Annotated in this window: 16 protein-coding genes and 1 pseudogene; 6 read left to right on the forward strand and 11 right to left on the reverse strand. The window is 58.5% G+C overall.

All coding sequences use genetic code 11. The annotated features are described in order from the left end of the window. Nucleotides 1-16: 16 nt before the first annotated feature. A pseudogene (locus AC6CH8_RS04910) lies at nucleotides 17-265 on the reverse strand (hypothetical protein); the annotation flags it as partial. Between the two features lie 11 nt (nucleotides 266-276). Continuing rightward, the gene (locus AC6CH8_RS04915) at nucleotides 277-1,218 is read right to left on the reverse strand and encodes a LysR family transcriptional regulator (RefSeq protein ID WP_091551424.1); all 942 of its coding nucleotides are present in this window, start codon (nucleotides 1,216-1,218) and stop codon (nucleotides 277-279) included. A gap of 120 nt (nucleotides 1,219-1,338) precedes the next feature. Between AC6CH8_RS04915 and AC6CH8_RS04920 the strand changes: the two genes are divergently transcribed. The 6 genes from AC6CH8_RS04920 (at nucleotide 1,339) to AC6CH8_RS04945 (ending at nucleotide 7,833) form a co-directional block, all read left to right on the forward strand. Continuing rightward, complete coding sequence (locus tag AC6CH8_RS04920) at nucleotides 1,339-2,331, forward strand: DUF1852 domain-containing protein (protein ID WP_498189070.1); 993 nt, start codon at nucleotides 1,339-1,341, stop codon at nucleotides 2,329-2,331. A 20-nt stretch (nucleotides 2,332-2,351) separates the two neighbouring features. Further along, the gene (locus tag AC6CH8_RS04925) at nucleotides 2,352-3,398 is read left to right on the forward strand and encodes a methionine synthase (RefSeq protein ID WP_498189072.1); all 1,047 of its coding nucleotides are present in this window, start codon (nucleotides 2,352-2,354) and stop codon (nucleotides 3,396-3,398) included. 2 nt (nucleotides 3,399-3,400) lie between these two features. Next, nucleotides 3,401-3,973, forward strand: a complete 573-nt coding sequence (locus tag AC6CH8_RS04930; RefSeq protein WP_498189074.1) for a flavin reductase family protein — start codon at nucleotides 3,401-3,403, stop codon at nucleotides 3,971-3,973. A 1,022-nt stretch (nucleotides 3,974-4,995) separates the two neighbouring features. Then, nucleotides 4,996-5,664, forward strand: a complete 669-nt coding sequence (locus AC6CH8_RS04935) for a hypothetical protein (RefSeq protein WP_172325766.1) — start codon at nucleotides 4,996-4,998, stop codon at nucleotides 5,662-5,664. 6 nt (nucleotides 5,665-5,670) lie between these two features. Beyond that, nucleotides 5,671-5,904: a cold-shock protein gene (locus AC6CH8_RS04940; protein ID WP_172325765.1), complete on the forward strand. Its 234-nt coding sequence runs from the start codon at nucleotides 5,671-5,673 to the stop codon at nucleotides 5,902-5,904. A 930-nt stretch (nucleotides 5,905-6,834) separates the two neighbouring features. Beyond that, nucleotides 6,835-7,833, forward strand: coding sequence for a DUF4192 domain-containing protein (locus AC6CH8_RS04945; RefSeq protein WP_498189077.1), 999 nt, complete (start codon nucleotides 6,835-6,837; stop codon nucleotides 7,831-7,833). Between the two features lie 526 nt (nucleotides 7,834-8,359). Here AC6CH8_RS04945 and AC6CH8_RS04950 read toward each other — a convergent pair. The 9 genes from AC6CH8_RS04950 to AC6CH8_RS04990 form a co-directional block, all read right to left on the reverse strand. Then, complete coding sequence (locus tag AC6CH8_RS04950; RefSeq protein ID WP_498189079.1) at nucleotides 8,360-9,823, reverse strand: APC family permease; 1,464 nt, start codon at nucleotides 9,821-9,823, stop codon at nucleotides 8,360-8,362. A 130-nt stretch (nucleotides 9,824-9,953) separates the two neighbouring features. Then, nucleotides 9,954-10,628, reverse strand: coding sequence for a TetR/AcrR family transcriptional regulator (locus AC6CH8_RS04955; RefSeq protein ID WP_498189257.1), 675 nt, complete (start codon nucleotides 10,626-10,628; stop codon nucleotides 9,954-9,956). 51 nt (nucleotides 10,629-10,679) lie between these two features. Beyond that, on the reverse strand, nucleotides 10,680-11,345 hold the full coding sequence (locus tag AC6CH8_RS04960) for a carboxyltransferase domain-containing protein (protein ID WP_498189081.1): 666 nt from the start codon (nucleotides 11,343-11,345) through the stop codon (nucleotides 10,680-10,682). 613 nt (nucleotides 11,346-11,958) lie between these two features. Beyond that, nucleotides 11,959-14,898 carry an FAD-binding and (Fe-S)-binding domain-containing protein gene (locus tag AC6CH8_RS04965; protein ID WP_498189083.1) on the reverse strand — a complete coding sequence of 980 codons (2,940 nt, stop codon included), beginning with the start codon at nucleotides 14,896-14,898 and terminating at the stop codon, nucleotides 11,959-11,961. Between the two features lie 124 nt (nucleotides 14,899-15,022). Next, nucleotides 15,023-15,991 (reverse strand): sugar ABC transporter substrate-binding protein, encoded by a 969-nt coding sequence (locus AC6CH8_RS04970; RefSeq protein WP_402937213.1) that lies wholly within the window; start codon nucleotides 15,989-15,991, stop codon nucleotides 15,023-15,025. Nucleotides 15,992-16,080: 89 nt separating this feature from the next. Next, nucleotides 16,081-17,079, reverse strand: coding sequence for an ABC transporter permease (locus tag AC6CH8_RS04975; RefSeq protein ID WP_354226314.1), 999 nt, complete (start codon nucleotides 17,077-17,079; stop codon nucleotides 16,081-16,083). Further along, entirely contained in the window at nucleotides 17,076-17,960 is an 885-nt protein-coding gene (locus AC6CH8_RS04980) for an ATP-binding cassette domain-containing protein (protein ID WP_402937215.1), read from the reverse strand. Before AC6CH8_RS04980 ends, AC6CH8_RS04975 begins: the two co-directional genes overlap by 4 nt. A 630-nt stretch (nucleotides 17,961-18,590) precedes the next feature. After that, on the reverse strand, nucleotides 18,591-19,598 hold the full coding sequence (gene iolG, locus AC6CH8_RS04985; RefSeq protein WP_498189087.1) for an inositol 2-dehydrogenase: 1,008 nt from the start codon (nucleotides 19,596-19,598) through the stop codon (nucleotides 18,591-18,593). Nucleotides 19,599-19,639: 41 nt separating this feature from the next. Next, complete coding sequence (locus tag AC6CH8_RS04990) at nucleotides 19,640-21,103, reverse strand: APC family permease (RefSeq protein ID WP_498189089.1); 1,464 nt, start codon at nucleotides 21,101-21,103, stop codon at nucleotides 19,640-19,642. Nucleotides 21,104-21,183: the final 80 nt, after the last annotated feature.

Genomic DNA, 21,183 nt, shown 5'->3' on the forward strand with positions numbered 1-21,183 from the left:
CCGCAGTGAAGTGCAGTTACGTGCTGGTGGCGTCCTGCACTTTACCGACAAGTTCTTCGATGATGTCTTCGAGGAACAGCACGCCAGTGGTGTTGACGGCGGCGTCGAAGACCCTTGCCACATGGGCGCCGCTGCGGAGCATGGAGGCCAGCTCGTCCTCGAGTTCGCTGCCGCTGTAGGCGGAGGCGAGTTTGCGGACCCGTTTGGCGGGCACTGGCTGGGCGAACTTTTCGCGGGCGGTCAGGTCCATGACGTCTTTGAGGTGCTCACCTGCGGTCAGTCGAGTAGCGCTACGCCGAACTCAGCGACGACGGCCCGCAATTCCCTGAGGTAGTGCTGCGCTTGGTCGGTGAGCGGAATCGCGGCATGACCGATCCAACCGATCTCGATGCGTTCGTCAACGTCGAGCGGGATGGCGACGATCTCCGGGTCGAGCTCCCCGCTGATGATGCCCGTGGAGATCGTGTAGCCGTGGAGCCCGATCATGAGGTTGAAGATTGTGGCACGGTCAGAGACCCGGATCTCCTGCTTACTGGACATGGTGGAGAGAATCTCCTCGGCGAAGTAAAAGGAATTGTTCGCACCTTGATCGAAGGTCAGCCGCGGCATCCCGGCGAGATCATCGAGGGTCGCACGCTCTTTCGAAGCGAGCGGGTTGTTCCGTGCAACAAAAATGTGAGGATCGGCGAGGAAAAGCGGAGTAAACGCCAGCCCGGATTCCCGGAGCAGCTTGTCGATGACCTTCCGGTTGAAATCGTTCCGGTAGAGAATGCCTATCTCGCTGCGCAGCGTCCGGACATCCTCGATGATGTCCCAGGTGCGGGACTCACGGAGCGAGAACTCGTATTCGGCCACGTCAGTGGCCTTGACCATCCGGACGAAGGCGTCCACCGCGAACGAGTAGTGCTGCGTTGACACCCCGAGCAGACGTCGCCGCGGTGGCCTGCCAAGGTATCGCTGTTCAAGGAGAGCGAACTGTTCGACGACCTGCCTCGCGTAGCCAAGGAACTCTACCCCGTCAGCGGTGAGGGTGGCCCCGCGGGCGGAGCGAACCAGGAGCGCACGGCCCACCCGGGCCTCAAGGTCCTTCATCGACGCGGACATCGTCGGCTGCGCAACGTAGAGAAGATCGGCAGCCGCGGAGATCGAGCCCTCCGCTGCAACTTCTATGAAGTACCGGAGCTGCTGCAGGGTCAATCCACTCGAAATCTGAGCCATAGGAAAATTCTATATCAACGCATAGCAACCACTAGTTACCTGATACCCCTCCTAAAGCTGCACCATGGATACATCACCTTCGGAAAGGCCGTCTCCGGCCCATCAACGGAATGGCAGCACATGGCAGACGACTTCACCTTCAGCATCACCACGACCCCCTTCGACGAGGACTACTCCCCCTCGGAAGGCTCGCGGATCACCACGAATTTCGCCAACCTCGCACGCGGCGAGCACCGCCAGGAGAACCTCCGCAACGCCTTGACCATGATCCGGCGCCGCTTCAACGATCTCGCAAGCTGGGACAACCCGGACCGGGACCGTTACACGCTCGAGCTTGAGATCGTTTCCGTGCAGATAGAGTTCACTGCCGAAGGCACCGACCAGAAGTTCCCCCTGTTCGAGGTTCTCGACATCCAGATCGTCGACCAACTGAACGGGGTCCGCCACCAAGGGATCGTGGGGAACAACTTCTCCTCCTACGTCCGTGACTTCGACTTCAGCGTCGTACTGCCAGCGGCAGCAGCGGAGGCAGGCAAGCCCACCGTTCCCGAGAACTTCGGCGATCTGCACGGCAAACTGTTCCAACAATTCCTCGATTCGACGGCATGCCAGGAACGCTTCCCGCAACCGCCAGTGGTGTGCATCAGCGTCTCCACGACCAAGACGTACCGCCGAACGGAAAACCATCACCCCGTCCTGGGCGTCGAGTACCAGCAGGACGAGTTCTCACTGACCGACGCCTACTTCGCAAAGATGGGGCTGCAGGTCCGCTACTTCATGCCACGCGGCAGCGTAGCGCCGCTGGCCTTCTATTTCCGCGGCGACCTACTCAACGACTACACCAACCTGCAGCTCATCGGCACGATCAGCACCATGGAGACGTTCCAGAAGATCTACCGCCCGGAAATTTACAACGCGAACTCCGCCGCCGCCGTCGTCTATCAGCCGAGCCTGGGCGAGCAGGATTACTCGCGGACCCAGATCGATTACGACCGCGTCGAGCGCAGTCAGCTCGCGGTCATTCAGGCGAAGTACACGGAGGAACACTTCATCACGCCCCACAAGGATCTATTGGACCAGTGGACCGCCAAATACCCCGCTCTCGTCAACTGACCCACGGAGAATCGTCAATCATGAACACACTTTTGCCCACCACCGTTGTTGGAAGCCTGCCCAAACCATCGTGGCTCGCACAGCCGGAGACTCTGTGGTCCCCGTGGAAGCTGGAGGGAGATGCGCTGCTCGAGGGCAAGCAGGATGCGCTGCGCATCGCCATCCATGAGCAGAGCCGACGCGGCATCGACATCGTCAGCGACGGCGAGCAAACCCGCCAGCACTTCGTCACCACCTTCATCGAGCATCTGAGCGGGGTCGACTTTGAACAGCGCAAGACCGTGCGCATCCGCGATCGCTACGACGCGAGCGTGCCGACCGTCGTCGGACCCGTGCGCCGCGAGCGGCCCGTATTTGTCGACGACGCAAAGTTCCTCCGTGCAACCACCGACCGGCCGATCAAATGGACTCTTCCCGGTCCCATGACCATGGTGGACACGCTCTTCGATGACCACTACAAGAGCCGCGAGAAGCTGGCCTGGGAGTTCGCTGCGATCCTGAACCAGGAAGCGAAAGAACTGGAGGCGGCCGGCGTGGACATCATCCAGTTCGACGAGCCCGCGTTCAACGTTTTCCTCGATGAGGTCAAGGACTGGGGCGTGGCTGCGCTTGAGAGAGCGGCAGAAGGGCTGCGTGCGGAGACCGCCGTGCACATCTGCTACGGCTACGGAATCAAGGCGAACAATGACTGGAAGGCGACGCTCGGCTCACAGTGGCGGCAGTACGAGGAAACGTTCCCGCTGCTTCAGAGCTCCAGCATCGACATCATCTCGCTGGAATCCCAGAACTCCCACGTGCCCATGGACCTCATCGAGCTCCTCCGCGGCAAGAAAGTCATGCTCGGGGCAATCGACGTCGCGAGCGAAACCATCGAGACCCCGGAGGAAGTCGCCGACACCCTCCGCAAGGCCCTGCAGTTCGTTGATGCGGACAAGCTCATTGCCAGCTCCAACTGCGGCATGGCCCCGTTCCCCCGGGACGTCGCACTGGCCAAGCTGAGTGCCCTCAGCGCAGGGACGAGAATCGTTCGCGAGGAACTCGCCCGCTCCACCCCCAAGGTGTCCTAGCGATGTTTCATGCCTACCCCCCAGACACCTGGCTGGGGGCTCCGAACCAAAGCTTCCCGTCCTCCCTCTCTGCCGACGAATTCAAAGCACTGTTCCGTGGCCACCCGGGAGGTGTCGCCGTCATCACGGCGGATGCCGGCGCAGGACCGGTGGCACTGACAGTATCGTCCGTGGTGTCAGTGAGCGCGGAACCTCCCTTGCTGATTTTCTCGGTCTCGGCACTGTCCTCTGCGTCAGAGGTGCTTTCGCGCGCCGAAACCGTCGTGGTGCACCTGCTGGACGCGCACGACGTCGACCTGGCGAAGTTCGGAGCGACCCCCGGCGCCGACCGCTTCAACCAGACGCACCGTTGGTCGGCCTTGGCAACCGGCGAAGCAGTATATGACGACGTCCGCGCCTGGGTGCGCTGCGCCGTCATCAATCGCATGGAGGTAGGGACCTCCACTATCATCGCCGTTCACGCCCTGGAGTCCCGCATGATGCGTGACGTGTCAGCGGGCGAACCCGGCGACGCATTGGTCTACCACAACCGCTCATGGCACCGCCTGGGCGAGCACTCCAAGCTCGAAGGCTAAGCGCCGCGACAACAACGGCGGGGCGCCAAGGCAAACGGACTACGACGGCGGGAGGAAAACTCCCGCCGTCGTCCTCGTTAAGATCGGAACGTCTTAGCGGCACCGTGCTGGCGATCGATGAGTTCCATCATGTCTCCGGGGACACCGAAGCGAACCCCTCGGCGTGATGACCGCATATCGAAGAGTGCCGGAGGCACTTGTCGACTTTGTACACACGTTAAGGCAAAAACCCCCTCTGACGAGAGGGTATGCCGTGCCCGAGGTGGGACTCGAAGGCGATTCCGAAGCTTGGGAACACTGGGAAGTGGCGGAAACATGCGGAGTCCGGGGCAGTCCGGCGGATGTACGGGCGAGTCCGAGGCCGGAGGTGTGGACTTTGTCCACACTTCCCTTTTTGCTTGATCGAACACCGCGGGGGCACTTGACGCGTCCCCGGAGTCACGCAACGGACGGAGCGGCGAGCCCGAAAATGGGGGCTCTACGGACGGAACTTTGACGCCCCAGACGCTGGCAGGCCACCGTCATCGCTCGGCTTACGTCGACCCGCGTCAACATGACCTCACAGGAGCCAGAGTAAGCATCAAAGCGGAGGAAATACCCCGAAGCTAGCCGGCCCTCAGAATATGGGGCAGTGCGGGGTCATCTCACGCATTAGCCCTCGAAACAACGGCGGAGTTATAGCAGTAATCCACTGATATAGGATCAGCCGAGGCTGTCGCCATGCTGCAAGACACCGATCGCCGCAGTACACGTCCGGACTCACGGATGTGGCGGCATGCACGGAGCGCAACAGCCTGCCTGGGACGCGGCCCAAGGATTGACAACCTCGGGCTCACAAAAGGGTTTCCGGAATGGGCTCCCCGCTCGCATCCGCTCCAGAAGATCATCGCGCGCGAACAGGCTACATGGATGCCGAACCTGGACCAGACACTTTGACTATCAACAAATCGTCGCCTAGCGTTGACAAAATTAGTCAACTATATGGGGGAAGTATGTCAATGAAAAGATTCAGGATGGCGAGCGTGTTGATCGCGATTGTCATGGCAGCCGGCTCGACCTCCGCTGCGGCCTTACCAGGCCCCGGCATTGAGCCTAATCTCTCGCCCGAAAATGCCCAGAAGATGCAGGAACTTCGCGGCGGCGACGGGCAAAACTGCGTCAGCTCTTCTACCGTCAAGATTCAAGTTGACGGGCGCGAGGGTGAGTTCACGCTCGACGACAAGGGAAATCTCGTATCCGGATCCGGTGAGCCAAAGTTCTCCGGTTGCTCATCGGAGAACAGCCGAGAAGCGAATACCTCGGGAGCGACTGCAGCCGCCTCGACATTCTCATACGCATTCGGGCCCGGCCGAACGACCTATGCAGCATCAGACGCGAACTCGAACTTCTGGGCACAGCAGAGTTATGCCAGCGGCCTGACCACGGCCTACCGATGGGAGCCTTCGGCTGGCGTGAGAGCTATTATCTATGGTGATGCGCTACAGGCGTACGCATTCAAGTCGCCGGACAACTGCTCGTACAATAAACCAGGCTACGACGCTGACTACATTTACCACTGGTCCTGCACGGGGCAAAGTAATCTGAACGCCTACTACATGTGGGGGCAGTGGTCATTCCGGGCATCCGGACCAGGTTGGTCGGGTACTGCAGATATCAACTGGGACTTTTCATACCAAATAACGTACGTCTAGGAATCAATGCAAAAGTCAAAGGGCATTGTGAAGTACTGGAATCCCGAAGAGGGTTGGGGATCAATCGTTATTGAAGGCTCCAGATTGGAATGTTTCGCTCACTTCTCCGCGATTCTTCAAAGCGAACATGAGTTCTTGGAGCTAATGCCAGGAGAAGAAGTTGAACTGGAATGGCACGAGGCGGAGCAGGATGGTTTCCACGCAGTCGCTGACCGTGTCGAAAGAAATCCACCAAAGTAGGCCTCAAGACCAAAGGGCGGCGTCCGCTGGACGCCACCCTTTGGTCTGCTTAGGTGGATCGCATCTGAGCAGTATCCCCGGACGCTCGACGGGGAAGCGCGTGGCTACCCAGACTCGTGTCCCGCCAACGTTAGGATGCCGCTGCAGCCTAGCTCACAGCGATGATTCTCACTTACGCTGCCGGGCAAGCGAGTCGCGAGCCAGTCAGGCAAGTCCGCACCCGCTACCGAGTTCTGGCTAGCGACCAAGAGACTTCCCTTAGTTCGACAGTTCTCCTATTGAGCCACAGCAGCCTGAAGCGGCCCCCCCCAGCGGTTGCGATGTTCAACCTACCAGCCAGATAGCCCATCAGAAGTCTCGTCCATCTCGGGGCAGGACGAAAGGCACATGTAGGTCGACCGCTCGGAAGAACAAGTCCGCACTGGCTAGTTCGTTAGCGATCGTCTGCGCGTTCCAGTCTGATGTGAGCAATGACCGGTCCCTCAATACCGATAACGGCGCATATGTCGGAACTAGACACGGTCCCCGGCCCCATCCTGCGCAGCAAACCCGCTCAACGATGGCAGACGCCGGAAAATAGGGTCGCTCCCGTCATGCCGCCACACCTCAACCTGCCCATGAACAGCCAGAAGCAACAACGCTGTTTGTCATTCTGATCTCCCGATCATCGCTAGATGGGCCTCCGCGCAACCATGACGTCACCACGCCGATTCCGAACCTTGGAAGTTAGCCCAGCGATCCCGCGTCACTTGGCCCCTTCCGAGGACCTGCCCCGGTCACCCTAGTTACGTTCCAGCTCCGTATCAACGCACAAGACCCCGATCAGAACGGCGCAAAGGCCAACGACAAAACGCACGCACAAAGGAACAGGACAATGAATGCGCTCACCATCAAAGACCCGGCAGACTTGCTGAGCTTCACCCGGCAGACTTGCTGAGCTTCATCGGGCACACCCTAGGGTTCTGGCCCCAAGAGAGTCTGGTCTGCATCACCCTGGACAAAGGCAAGGTCGGCGCCACCCTCCGCATCGACCTCCCTCGCCAATCCGGAACAGAACTCCCCTACGCCCGCACCGTCAGCAGCTACCTCACCAGCGACACCAGCGCGACAAGCATCGTCTTCGCCCTCTACACCTCAGCCCACTGTGAACCCGGCCAATCCAAACCACATGCAGCTACCATCGCCGCACTCACCGGGGTCCTCGCAGAAAACGACATCACCATCCGCGACGGAATCTTCGTCAGCGACGACACCCACTCCCCCTACGACAGCGAACCAGGACAAGACATCAGCCTGCCCATCAGTACCACCGAATACAGCCGCGTCAACGCCGAATTCATCTACCGCGGCAGCACCATCGAACCCACCAACCGAATCATCCTCCCGACGCCAACCCACGAAGCAGACCACGCCATCGCCGTCGAAAAACGCATGAAGACCATCCGATCACAGGCACCGCATCAAGCCGCGCTACAAGCCACCAGACTCTGGACAGCCATGCTCGACAGCAACGACTTCCCCAGCGACGAGAACTGCACCACGCTCATCGCGTACTTCCAATTCCCCCACATCCGCGACCGCCTCATGGCAGACATCCCCGGCATCGACGAACCACCACAGCACATCCTCTTCGCCCAAACCCAGTCCACGCCCAAATGGTCGAGGGTTGAGTGGGCCCAACAACTCCTCATCCACGCATACACCCGGACGAGCCCACAACACGCAGCACCTATCCTCACCACCATCGGCTACATCAACTGGTGGGAAGGCCGAGGATCCAAAGCACACCAATACATGCAACTCGCCCTAGACACAGACCCCGGCTACCGCTTCGCACGACTCACCGACCAAATGCTCGGCGCAGGAATCATCGCAGGCTGGAACACCAACAAAAACACCGCCTACAAAACCCGACTCGACATGCCCTGAAGGTTACAGCCGACCGATGATGCTCTGCGGGGTATCGGACTAGGGCTGGGCATCTACACAGTCCCGTGTCCAAGCCCTGGCACCGTCCGGGAGATTGAGTTCATGGATCGGAGCGTGGAAGTGATATTAACGAACATCCATCGATCATCCACCGTCCCACCATCCGAAAAGTCAAAACGCCGAAGCGCAATGAGTCCACCCGCTACTGGCGCGAAAAGCCTGGCTAGTGATCGATGCCGATGTGATCCTTCGGCTCAAGTGCCCACGCAACGCGATGGAGTATCGTTGCAACGCGCCCGCGTAGGGCATCCAACCAACGCGGTGAAGATTTTTCAGCGTAAGGGACGACAGGAGCGTTTGGCAGAGCACTGGTTGCGGTTTCAAAGGCGCTTTGCGCAGCTTCTTGTCGAGCGAGTAGAAGAGCGAGCGGGTAATAGCTGTTCATTCGAGCCTCCAATAATGGGAACGGCAACTAGCGGAGCATTTTCGGTAAGGAATTTCAGATTCCGGCAAGTCCTATCCAGGATCAGTCGACATTCTCCCGGCCCAGCCTCGCATAAACGTTGGGACGCTTGGTTCGGAGGAAGAGGGCGTACAGGATGCCACCCAAAAACAGCGCGAAGGTGAAACTCATGAAGATCACAGTGAGAGCGGCTGAACCGCCAATGAGTTCCGGGTAGTTGGCGATCGCCAAGTAGGTGATGACCCCTAGGAAAACGACACTGATCAGTGGCGCTATGATGCTCTTCCAAAGAGACTCCGGAGCAAACCGGCGGCGGCGAAGGAAGTAGACGAATACCGCAAAACTCGTGATAAACATCAGCAGCAGCACAGCAAAAGTGCCGCTTCCGCTTGCGATCGGATAAAGGTCATCCGGCGAGACACCCAGCGCTGTGAAGATGACCGTGGCGGCAGCCCAGATGAGTCCAACAGCCAAGGCCGAAATATAGGGAGACTTGTGCTTGGGGTGCACCCGACCGAGAACCGACGGCAAAGCATGATCGGTGGCCAATGCGAAGCTATATCTGGCAGCAATGTTCTGAATCGAAAGCATGCAAGCGAGTACCGAGGTGATAAGCAGCACTACAGCGACATCGGCAAAGACTTTTCCGACCAACGCCCCAACGGCGTCATCGAAGAGATTCACCGTGTTCGCCTCCGCTGCCGACTGCACATTCTCGGGTCCCAAAAACGCGATAAACGCCCACGCAGCGACTGCGTAGAAGAGCCCGATGCCGACGACGGCAATATAGGTGGCCCGGGGTATGGTCCGGTCGGGATTCTGTACTTCGTCCCGATAGATGACGGTGGCTTCAAATCCGAAGAAGTTACCGACGGCGAACAGGAGCGCCAAGCCTAGGGTTGCGTCACTTGGAGAGGGAAGGGCAAAGACCGCTCCCTGCACCGCCTCCATCCCCATTGCTAAGAACGACGCAATGTCAAACGTCACCACCACGGCCACTTCCAAAAGCATGACGACGGTGAGCACCTTCGCCGAGAGATCGATGCGGTTATACGCGAGGAGTGTGGTCACGGCTACAATGCCTAGCGCATACCAATACCAAGCGACATCCGGGCCATTCAGGGAATTCATAACGAAGCCCTGAAGGGTCACACCGAAGAACGAAGGTGCAAAGAATCCGATGAAGATGTAGCCAAACAGCGCGAGAAAGGCGCCTCCAAGACCGGCAGGCTTTCCCAATCCGGCCGTAACGAAGGAGTAGAAGCCGCCTGGTCCTTTGACACTGCGACTCATCTTCACGAAGCCGACAGAAAATATCAGCAACATCAGAGTAATAAGTACATAGATGGCAGGTGCTGTCTGCCCGCTGAACATCAAGAGAACCGGCAGAGTTCCGGCCACTGTGGCCAGAGGTGAGGAGAAGGCCAGCACGTTCATTACCAGCTCTCCCACCCCCATGTTGCCGCTGAGCCGGGTTTCTTGGGTATGACGCGTCGCCTGAGGAGCGTCAATTGTGGTGTTATTCATGTCGTCCCCGTCACTGAGTTGTGAGTTCTGAATCACAGTATCGACGCCGATTGCCGTGGTGGTGTGCCAGCTTGAGACACCGCTTGCAGCGGCGCAGTCGCCTGGGGTCGGCAACGGAGGACGCCGCTGACTAAGCGGGGCTGCGAATTCCGCTGTTGACTTTGAGGAGGGTGCGTGTCAGCGCAACAGAACGGTCGCCTAGCTGAGCAAGCTCCCCATCACTTCCGCTCCAATCGGCCCATCGCCGGGCACCATCCAGGAAAGTAAATATCACTCGGACGGTCTGAACAGATAGCTCGAAGCCCATCTCCTCCGCTGCGGCAATGAACATGTGCTCGTGCAGCCGCACCCATTGGTCAAGATCGGCGCGGACCTCGTCTTTGAGGAATCGTGCAACTTTGTCAGTGGCGACCAATAGGTCCCAGAGACCTGGTTCAGGTCTCTGGAGCTGTTGGGCCAGGTGGCCTCTAACGAGCGCAGCCCAGTATTCCTCGGCTGACGTCGCCTTCTCTGCTCCCGCAAGAAGGTCAAAAGCGAAGGCATGTGTAAACGACCGGAGCGCCTCAGCTACGATCTCGTCTTTTCCCTCGGGAAAGCTCGAGTAGATGCTGGGTGCCTTCACGCCTACCTCCCGAGCTAAAGTTCGCATGGTGACTGACTCAAAGCCGCGGGCCGTGGCGAGTCGCAGGAAGCCTGCCACGATTCGGCGCCGGGCCGGAGTCTGAATTGACCAATCACGCCCCGCCAAGAACCTTCTGACAGCGGCATTTGCTTGCACACGCGGCGATTCGCTCACATCATCCACTCCGTTTATCAACAATGATAACTCCAGCTTAGCTAACGAACACTCGTTAGCCTAGGGGGATGAATCTAACCGTCCTCTCAGCCATACATGATCGCCCATTCTCAAGAGCACGGCGGCTCTCAAGAGCACGGCGGCCTCGACCGAATTGTTGTTCACCCGTCCCAAGATGAGTTCGTCCGAATAAGATGCGCGGCTGGCAATAGTCAGGCCAGCCCCAGACAGTGTCAGCGACCCCGGATGCACAGCCCGTTTGCATCTGCTCGCCTGTACGGTTTGGAGACCACCGTCCGACCATGGCAATTCGAGGAGCGCAGATGCCCCGGGCTCCGAAAACATTCTTACAGTGTGTCTACTTCGGCAGATCCGCCTGATCAGGGTGTTCTCCGATGTACCTAAAAGAACACCTGCCACAGCCAGGTCCGGACCGGCTGGACCTCCAAACGTGACCGGCAAGATGTGCGTTGCTGGGCAATGCTTACCAGAGTCATAGGTGACCGTTGAATAGGCAGCCGCTAGGAAGGCCTTGAGGTCCTGCGCATCTATAGAACGCTCGTCGTATTCGAGAAGGACGCCATCCTTCATCTTCTTGAAACTATTGATAGCGACTGATTCAAGGGACTGGACGGCCTCCACAAACGCTTCTACTGGCGGTCGCGGAAAGGCTGGAGCCAGTATTTCCACCAGCAGCTTTCCCGGTTCACAGGCAATGAAAGCCATATCTTGGAGATTCACAAAGCCCTCAGATCTCCGCGCGAGGAAGGAAAGCGGCCGTAGCGCTTGAACACAGTGCCAGGAACAAGCGCTACGGACCGCAGCTTGCAGGGCTAAATGCCCCGAGTTGGCCACGGCCACACATCGCTCGTGTCGCGGCCCTCCGACATCTCCTGCAGGAGTCGATGAACAGTCCTGCCAGAGCGCTTTGGTGCATGGTCGGTGCGCTCTCCGGGATCCGTCTCACTGGAGTGAGGTGAGGTTCGCAGCCACTCAACGTGCCGTCCTTGTGCGAGCTTCCTGTTCATCATCGGGATCAACCCTTAAGAATTAGCTGTGCCGTTTGGTCCCTTCCAGTTTGGGTTTTTGCGGACCCTTCCATCCGTGTCAGTTTGAGACACCGCAAAAGAACTCAGCGACCCAAACGCGAGCTGATACTGATAACGAAGATGAAGATCCCAGATGCAGCAATCAGAAGCGCCGCTGCACCAGGCGGCACGCTGTGGACACCTCGCATCGTTGCTGTCGCTCGCGGTTGAGGCCCAGGCTTGGTCAAATGGTCGCCGACTAAACGCAGCCCGGCAGCAACTAGGACCAGGAAGATGCCGAAGTACTCCATTTAGCCAACCCAGCCGGCGCTATTCGGATCCAGCGCCACGGCCAGATGCTTGGTTGTGTAATCCGCGTCTACCTGCGAGACCTGCATGGCACAGCTAAAACCGTCCGTGAGAACAAGCGCCGAGCTATCCCCTGTCGCAAGGGCAGGAATGATCGAGTGCTCAGCGACTTTCATCGACATGTCAAAGTGCTCAGCCTCGAAACCGAAGTTGCCGGCCACCCCACAGCATGAGGACGATTCCACCAGTTTGGAAACCCCCCAGGCTTCCAGGACCCGTTTCTGGGCGCCCGAGCCGAACACGGCATGCTCATGGCAGTGCGTTTGCAATACTGCTGATTCAGGCGGCAAGGCCTTCGGTTTCCATCCTCCCGCAACGGCTTCATCCAAGGCGACTGCGAAGGATCGCACCCTGGCCGCGACCCTCGCAGCAGCGGCGCCGCCGACCAGTTTCGGACCTTCGTCGCGGATGGTGGCAGCGCAACTGGGTTCGAGGACAACAATGTCCCGGTCTGTGCCGTCGTCGAGCTTGCTGATCAACCGGGCCAGCCGTCGTCGAGCCCCTCCGCGCTGACCCGTGGAGATCCAGGTCAGACCGCAACAGGCGTCCGGCGTACAGCCTACGGTTTTGCCTGTGTCACCGAGCACTCGGGCAGCGGCCGGAACTACCTCGGGCCTGAAAGCGCGGGTGAAGCTGTCTATGAACACTAGGATTTCGGCGTTTTCCACGAATTTGGCCTCAGTCACCCGCCTTCGGATCTTGCCATTAGCCGCAAAAGCGGGAAGCCGTCGTCGAGCACTGATGCCCAACCACTCCCCCACAAGCCTGAAGGGCCGGAATGAGGTTCCCAAGTTGGCCAGTGGCGCCACCCGCGTCAGCACTGGAAGCCACCGGGGCAGCCACCCGATGGAGTAATGCGTGAAGGGCCGGATCCGTCCACGATAGTACTCATCGACCAATTCTGATTTCGCCTCGGCAATGTCTACGCCAGTTGGGCAGTCAGTGGAACAGGCTTTGCAAGATAGGCAAAGGTCCAGGGCCTCCCGGACTTCCGGGCTTGACCAACCATCCTTGCTGCTGCCATTTGCACGGGTCAGTTCCTGTAATACCCGGGCCCTGCCGCGAGTCGAATCCTTTTCATCCTTCGTAGCCCGGTAACTGGGGCACATGAACCCCCCGGTGGTGGAACGGCATCTGCCTACGCCGATGCAGGCGTGGGTATTGCCCACAAAAGGACTCGAGACCGGTAGCAGTTCGCGATTTCCAGAGGAAAGTACGACGGCGCCACCCGGGTCTGCGCTTAGCTCAGCATGGTTGGGTCCGGGTTTGACGACACCTTCCAAAGCCAGCGATGCATCGAAGGGAAGTGGATGAACGATGATCCCGGGGTTGAGAATTCCGGCCGGATCCCAGAGGTGTTTGAAGGCCCTGAAGATGCCCATCATCTCCTTGGAATACATCACTTCCAGCAATTCGCTGCGTGCCCTACCGTCGCCATGTTCACCGGACAGAGAGCCGCCATGAGCCACTACCAGCTTGGCCGCTTCACGGGTGAAGTCACCAAATACCTGGCGTCCAGCGTCGCTGCGAAGATCGTAGTCCAGCCGCATGTGAACGCAGCCCGCCCCAAAGTGGCCGTACATCAGGGCGGTGTATCCGTACCTTTTCACCAGTGGAAGGAGGTCCGACAGATAGTCGGCAAGCCGTTCCGGGGCTACCGCAGAATCTTCCCAACCCGGCCACGTTTGCACTCCGTCGATCCGCAGGGACGAGAGTCCGGCGCCGTCTTCACGCACACGCCACAGTTTTGCCCGCTCAACGGGGTCGGCGACGATCCTGAAATCAACAACGCGCCCATTCCCGCCGAGCCTGTCAGCCAGTTCCTGACACGAAGCGCCCGCCTGCTGCAAGGTGTCAGCCGAAAACTCCACCATGAGGAAAGCGCTGCCATCAGGCAACGACTCAACGCTGGCGGCTCCTCGCCGGTGCCGCATGATGTCCACGATAGAGACGTCCAGCCCCTCGATAGCGCTCGGCTTTGCAGCCAAAATGGAAGTGACATCACGTGCGGAATCGATGGTGTCGCGGTAGCCCAAACACAGCAGGGCTGTGCTGAGGGGCTTCGATACGAGGCCCACCTGTGCCCGCACAACAACTGCGCACGTACCTTCGCTGCCAGCTAATGCCGCGGCCACATCAAATCCGTGTTCCGGCAGCAGGTGGCCCACGTGGTAACCAGAGACCTGCCGGGGAATGGTCTGCAGCTCAACGCGGAGCCTGGCCATGTTCTCAGCGGCCAAGGCTTTCAGGCAGTCCGTGAGTTCCAGCGCTCGGGCAACTGAGTGGGTGTCAGTTTCGTCAACAGCGCGGAGGAAATTACGCCCGGCCTTCAAGTAGGCACCGTCCGCCGTGACCAGCTCCACTTCCCGCACATGATGCGTCATTCGCCCATAGGCCACCGAGTGATTTCCGCAGGCGTCATTGCCGATGGAACCGCCGATGGTGGCCCGGGTCAGAGAGGAAGGGTCCGGTGCAAATGTCAGAGTCCCCGTCGTGGACTTTTCAACGTGCGCGCGCAGCTCACCGAGGACAACCCCTGCGTCGGCCCAAACTGTCCTATCTTCGGCGTCGAGAGCTCCTACCGTCTTCATGCGGCGAGAGAGGTCCATCACCAAACCGTCGCCGATGGCGTTCCCGGCCATCGAGGTACCCCCGCCGCGCGTAGTCATGGGAACTCCCAGGGCCGAACATACGCGCATAACTGTTCGTACGTCGTCGACGTTCCTTGGGAAGGCGACAGCGGCAGGTCTTACCCGATAATTCGATGCATCGTAGGAGTACTCAGACCGCCTTCGCGGAGAGTCGTCCACCTCTACGCCGTGATGTTCCAACCGGGCGAGCAACTGCCTCAGAGCCGTGTCGCCGTTGTCACCATGGGACATGGTTGCGTTCTCCATTCGTAGGGTTCCGGAAGAAGTGTAGGCAGCTGGGGCACGCGCCAGACTGTGCCAAAACAGAACGGGCACAGCGGACGAATCCGCTGTGCCCGCTGGACTGATCAGCTGCTTACTTCAAGAACTCGGAAAGGTTGTCCTTGGTGATGAGCGTGAACGGCAGAGTGTAACGATTCTCCACATTTCCACCATTGAGGAAGTCAGTTACAACCTCAACTGCCTTGACGCCCTGCCCAGCAGAATCCTGTCGGACCGTAGCTGACATTGTTCCGGCTTTGATGTCCTGCATGGCTGGTTCAGTACCATCAACGCCAACTACTGCCTTGAACTCGGCCGTCCGTCCCGCGTCAGCAATGGCAGAGGCTGCACCAATAGCCATCTCGTCATTGTTGGCCACTACGGCATCGATTTGGCCGGCGCCAAAGCGCTGAAGGGTGTCTTCCATATTGCGCTTGGCGTCGTCACGGCTTCCCTTCGCCTGGAATTCCGCCACGACCTTGAAATTCTTGTTGATCTTGCTGTCGAAGCCGTTCTTGCGGCGATCGGTCCAGGAGGCGCCGTAAATGCCGGCGGCGAACACGATATTGCCGCCTTCCGGAAGGGCCTTGTTCAGGTACTCGGCCTGCATTTCACCGGCCACGGTGTCATCCACGCCAATGTAGCTCTTGTACTCAACGTCTGAACCTTCGGCGAACTCGGTGGACAGGATGAATAGTGGAATGTTGGCGGCAATGACGCGCTTTGCCGCATTCTGGCTGGCCTCGCCGTCCAACGGCTGCATGATGACGGCGTCAACCTGTCGGGTGAGGAGATCCTCAACCTGGTTCAGTTCACTGCCTACGTCCTTCTTGGAGTCGGTGATGTTGAGCTTGACGCCCTTTTCATCAGCCGTCTTCTTCATGGCGTCCGTCATGTGCGCCAGATCCGGGTCCTGAAGGTCAAGCACCACAACGCCGATGTTGTAGGACTTGCCTGCAGCCTCCGAGGTCCCGGGGGTACTGCTGCCCCCGCAGCCGGTGAGAGTGAGAGCTCCCGCGGCCAGCATAGCTGTGGTCACGGCGAGCTTCTGTCGCATTCCCATGATTGTTCCTTTCAGTGGTTCTGATTGCTTAGGAGATTGTTGGTTCTATGGACCCCGGTTGCTTTGGGGCATTTCGGTTGTTGTAGTGGCTAGTCCGACTTCCACCGGTTCAGGAGGACGGCGAGGACCAGGATGATGCCTTGGACACCTTGCTGGTAGTACGACGAGACACCCATCAGGTTCATGCCGTTCATGACCACACCCAGCAGGAGGACCCCGATGACCGTTCCGCGAATGGTTCCTACGCCACCGAAGAGACTCGTTCCTCCAATAACGACGGCGGCAATCACCTGAAGTTCGTATCCGGTGCCAGCAACCGGCGCGGCGCCGTCCAGACGCGCGGTGAGGACCAGACCTCCCAGAGCGGCTGTCACGCCACCAATGAGGTATACGGTGAAGAGCACGCGGCTGGTGGAGATGCCCACTTTCTTGGCGGACTCTTCGTTGCCACCTACGGCGTAGACGTGAGAACCGAATTTGGTTCGGCTGAGTACGAACTCGCAGATGACGGCGGCGATCAAGAAGATGATGACCGGGACGGGAACCGGACCGATGAAGCCCGAACCAAGCCATTCAGCAGGTCCGCTGAGTCCGGAGACAACCTGCCCGTCCGTCATGACCAGGACTGCCGTGCGGGCGATCGCCATTGTCGCCAGTGTTGCCAGGAAGGGCAGGATGGCCCCCCAGACCACCAACGCTGCGCTCAGGAATCCGACCAGCAGGCCTACTGCGAGGCCTGCAACCAGCGGCAGCCAGAAGGCGCCTCCGCTTGCCGGCGCCAGCAATGCGAAGGTCATACCGGCCAAACCCACAATCGAGCCGACAGACAGGTCGATGCCGGCGGTGATCATGATGAACGTCATCCCTAAGGCGATCAGCCCTATGATGGAGGACTGCCGGACGACGTTGACTATGTTGTTCAGGGTCAGGAAGTTTGGCGCAGCGACGGCGAGGAAGACGAGGATTACTACGAAAAGGATGATGATCCCATAGTCACCAATGAAGCGCTTGACTTTGGTGGCAGTCATTCCTTCTTTGAGGTCGGCGGGTCCGAGCTTGGTCTTGATGTTTTCCATTGTGAGACTCATGAGTGGCTCCCATTCGTAGTACCTGGAGTGGCCAACGCATCAACGACATCCATTGATGAGGTGCTTCCGATTTTGCGGCGTTCTTCCGGGATGCCTGCACCGTCGTCGATGTAGTCGTCCAGCGTGCCGTGGGAGATGAGGTGTGCCACCTGTGCTTCGGTAACTTCACCTACCCGGAAGCGGCCCACTACTTGGCCTTGGCGCATGACTGCGAAGCGGTCCGCCACGGCAAATGCCTCATCCAGTCGGTGAGTGATGATGATGACCGCGATGCCGAGATCTTTGAGTCGCTGGGTCACTTCAATGAGCTTGTCCACCTTGGCTACCGACAAGTTTGCCGTTGGCTCATCCATGATGATTAGGCGGGCATCGAATGCCAGTGCCCTGCCAATCGCGACTGCCTGGCGCTGTCCGCCGGACAAACGCTTGACCTTAAGCCGCGGATTGATGGGAATGTCCAAACGTTCGAGCACCCGCTTGGTTTCGAGTTCCATCTTTTTGCGATCGATGATCCGCAATAGGGGGCCGAGGATGTTTTTCTGTGGTTCCCGGCCCAGGAAAATGTTGGACCGAACATCCAAGTTATCCGCCAAAGCGAAGTCCTGATAGACCATCTCCACGCCCTGATCGCGGGAAGCCGACGGGGTTGGGAACTCTGTCGCCTTACCGTCCAGTTCAATCGAACCTCTATCTGGTTGATACACACCCGTAAGTACCTTCATCAGCGTAGATTTGCCGGCGGCGTTGTCGCCTAGCAGGGCAAAGGTTTCGCCGGGCTGGACATCGATGCTGACGCCGCGCAGCGCGGACACCGCTCCGAATGTCTTGTGTATGTCCTTGAGGGCGACCAGTGGAGGGGTCGCCGGTGGTGCTTCGGTCATCTCATCCTCGTTCGTTAGGGCCATGTGAATGATCCGGTGAAACACTTGAGTCGCGGTCAATCAAACTACGTTGTTTGACCTGCTGAGTCGGGATGGTGCTAAAGCCCCGAATCCGCGTGACCTTCGCCACACTGTTTCACTTACTAGAACTTTGACGGACTGGCGTTCAGAGGATGTGTGCCACTTTGGAACACGGAAATGATACGTTTCAACTACAAGCCAAATGTAGCTTCTAAAGTGAATAAAGGACGCTAGAAGCAGTTACTTATGGCCACACGACAAGGCTGTAGCCATCGGCTTTGTGAAATAGTCGACGCTCACCTAACGAAAGAACCCAAACGATATCACCGTCGGGAGTCCTATCGTCAACGTATCCGTCATAGGGTGGCCATCCAGGCCTCTGCAAGCGGACAGCGTCCCCTGGCTCCGTCTTCTCCCAGAATCCGGCTGGCGGTGTCCAGCTGGCCCGCATTTCGTTCTCTGACTTATGTGCTGCGTTCATTTGTCCAGTTACCGATCCTTCCCATTGGCAACGGATCACCAAGGTTCTTCCAATGAAAATGCCTGCTCTGGGCCGCAAATGTCGTTGCGAGAACATCTGCGGCCCAGGCAGGCGGCCTTGTTACCTGATTAGCTCAGGTCTACTTCAACGGCAGTACCGGTTCGGGCGGATTTCTCGGCGGCATCCGCAAGAATCAATGCAGCGCGGCCGTCCTCGAACCCGGGACTCCTGGAAGGCAGTCCTCGAACAGCACGGAGGAACTCTGCAACTTCCAGACGGTAGGCCTCTGCATAGCGCTCCAGGAAAAAGTCCTGGTAGGGCCCTATGGATTCAACGGATCGAGGTCCCCAGTGCCGAACGAGGTTGTCATTTTTATTCCCCACCTGTAACAGTCCCTTTGACCCGAAGGCTTCGATCCGCTGGTCATAACCGTATGCTGAGTGGCGTGAATTGATGATCGTCACTAGTTCGTCGTTGGACCCCCTCAAGGTGACAACGGTGGAATCGTAGTCATCCGCGAGACGGATGGCGTCGCTGAATACATTTGCACCTTGCGCTGAAACTTCAACGATGTTTGGGACGAAGTACCGCGCCATATCAAGGTCATGGATGGTCATGTCCCGGAAAATACCGCCGGACTGGGGAAGATAGGCTGCCGGCGGCTCGCCCGGGTCCCGGCTGGTGATCAGCAACTGCTCCAAGGCCCCGATTTCTTCGGCAGCCACGCGGCGTTTCAACTCCACAAAATGGCGGTCAAAGCGCTTGTTGAAGCCAAGGGCAACCGGAACGTCCGATCCTGCGGCTTTATCCCGGAATGTATTTACGCGGGAAATCTCCAAGTCGATTGGCTTTTCACACAGCACGGGCACATTGGCGTCGATTGCCTTCTCTACGAGGTCAAGATGAGTCGCGGTAGGAGAGGCCACGATGACAGCATCGATCTCCCCGGAGGCGAACACTTCATCAGGATCGTCGGTAACTCGACCACCGAATTCGGCAGCTGTTTGTTTTGCCCCCTCAATGAAGGGATCACAAACCCAGGACAGCGTTGCCTCGTCCAATGTGGCCAGGCTCATGGCATGAACTTGGCCTATACGCCCGGTTCCGAACAGGCCGACTCTGATCTGTTGCGTCATTGCAGATCTCCAGTTGTTGATGGGAAGTATGTTTTTGTTTGTTAGTCGACTTTTTGCCGGCCCAGGCGCGCATAAACATCAGGCCGTTTGGACCGCAGGAGATATGCGTAGACAATCCCGCCGAAGAACAAGGCAAAAGTGAAGCTCATGAAAATGGCAGTCATGACTGCAGAGCCGCCGATAAGTTCCGGGTAATTTGTGATGGCCAAGTAGGTGATGAGCCCCAGAAAAAAGACGCTGACAATCGGAGCCACGATGGTCTTCCAGACCGACTCCGGGTCCACACGCCGGCGGCGAACGAAATAGACAAGCACGGCAAAGCTGGTGATGAACATCAGAAGCAGGACTGCGAAGGTGCCACTCCCGCTTGCGATCGGGTATAAGGCCTCCGGGGCAACGCCAATGACGGTGAATACGACGGTTGCGACGGCCCACAGTAGGCCAACAGCCAACGCTGAAAGGTAGGGCGACTTATGACGGGGATGCACCCGGCCTAGAATCGAAGGCAGCGCTCCGTCGGCGGCCAGCGAGAAGCTATACCTGGCGGCTATGTTTTGGATCGAGAGCATTGACGCCAGGATCGAGGTGATGAGCAGGACAATCGCGATATCCGCAAAAATCTTTCCAACCAACATCGTCGCGCCGTCATTGAACAAGTTCACTGTGTTTGCTGCAGCTTCGCCTTGGACTTTGTCAGGGCCGATGAAGGCTGTGTAAGCCCAGGCCGCCACGGCGTAGAACAATCCGATTCCCACCACTGCAATGTAAGTGGCCCTGGGAATGGTGCGGTCCGGGTTTTTGACTTCGTCTCGGTAGATCACTGTCGCTTCGAACCCGAAGAAGTTTCCGACGGCGAACAACAGAGCCAGCCCCAAACCGGCATCTGTAATCCATGGCATGGAGAAGCCGATTCCCTGAACCACTTCTGCTGATCCCGTAGCGAAAGCCGCTACGTCGAAAATGATGACCACTGCTGATTCCAACAGCATGACAACAGTCAGAACCTTGGCAGAGAGGTCAATCCGGTTGTAGGCCAGGAGGGTAGTGATGGCGATGATGCCAAGCCCATACCAATACCAGGGGATGTCCGGGCCGTTCAGTGTGTTGACCACAAAGCTCTGGAGCGTCAGCGCGAAAAGTGAGGGAGCAAAAAATCCAATAAAGATATAACCGAAGAGCGCCAGCAGCGCTCCCCCAAGGCCAGCAGGCTTACCGAGTCCAGCCGTGACAAATGAATAGAAGCCGCCCGGAGCTTCAACGCTGCGGCTCATCTTGACGAAGCCAACTGAGAAGATCAGCAGCATGAGCGTCACCAGAAGGTAGATGCCCGGTGCCGTGTGGCCGCTGAAGAGAAGCATCACGGGCAGTGTACCCGCAACTGTTGTCAGCGGCGAGGAAAAGGCGAGCACGTTCATCACGAGCTCGCCAACGCCCATGTTTCCGCTGAGCTTATGTTCCTGGGGTTGGGTCGGCGTTTTCGTCGTACCTCTTGTTGTGCTTGACATGTAATCCTCGTCACGAAATTTAGAGTGCTGAATCACACTATCGACGAGGATAGTGAAAGCACTGTACCAGCTTGAGACAC

The organism is Paenarthrobacter sp. GQ52 (assembly GCF_059759005.1).

Bases quoted from the DNA above. Each gene is read 5' to 3' on its own strand.
- AC6CH8_RS04915 (WP_091551424.1), bottom strand. From the start codon at position 1,218: ATGGCTCAGATTTCGAGTGGATTGACCCTGCAGCAGCTCCGGTACTTC.
- AC6CH8_RS04920 (WP_498189070.1), top strand. From the start codon at position 1,339: ATGGCAGACGACTTCACCTTCAGCATCACCACGACCCCCTTCGACGAG.
- AC6CH8_RS04925 (WP_498189072.1), top strand. From the start codon at position 2,352: ATGAACACACTTTTGCCCACCACCGTTGTTGGAAGCCTGCCCAAACCA.
- AC6CH8_RS04930 (WP_498189074.1), top strand. From the start codon at position 3,401: ATGTTTCATGCCTACCCCCCAGACACCTGGCTGGGGGCTCCGAACCAA.
- AC6CH8_RS04940 (WP_172325765.1), top strand. From the start codon at position 5,671: ATGCAAAAGTCAAAGGGCATTGTGAAGTACTGGAATCCCGAAGAGGGT.
- AC6CH8_RS04950 (WP_498189079.1), bottom strand. From the start codon at position 9,823: ATGAATAACACCACAATTGACGCTCCTCAGGCGACGCGTCATACCCAA.
- AC6CH8_RS04960 (WP_498189081.1), bottom strand. From the start codon at position 11,345: ATGGCTTTCATTGCCTGTGAACCGGGAAAGCTGCTGGTGGAAATACTG.
- AC6CH8_RS04965 (WP_498189083.1), bottom strand. From the start codon at position 14,898: ATGTCCCATGGTGACAACGGCGACACGGCTCTGAGGCAGTTGCTCGCC.
- AC6CH8_RS04970 (WP_402937213.1), bottom strand. From the start codon at position 15,991: ATGGGAATGCGACAGAAGCTCGCCGTGACCACAGCTATGCTGGCCGCG.
- AC6CH8_RS04975 (WP_354226314.1), bottom strand. From the start codon at position 17,079: ATGAGTCTCACAATGGAAAACATCAAGACCAAGCTCGGACCCGCCGAC.
- AC6CH8_RS04980 (WP_402937215.1), bottom strand. From the start codon at position 17,960: ATGACCGAAGCACCACCGGCGACCCCTCCACTGGTCGCCCTCAAGGAC.
- iolG (WP_498189087.1), bottom strand. From the start codon at position 19,598: ATGACGCAACAGATCAGAGTCGGCCTGTTCGGAACCGGGCGTATAGGC.
- AC6CH8_RS04990 (WP_498189089.1), bottom strand. From the start codon at position 21,103: ATGTCAAGCACAACAAGAGGTACGACGAAAACGCCGACCCAACCCCAG.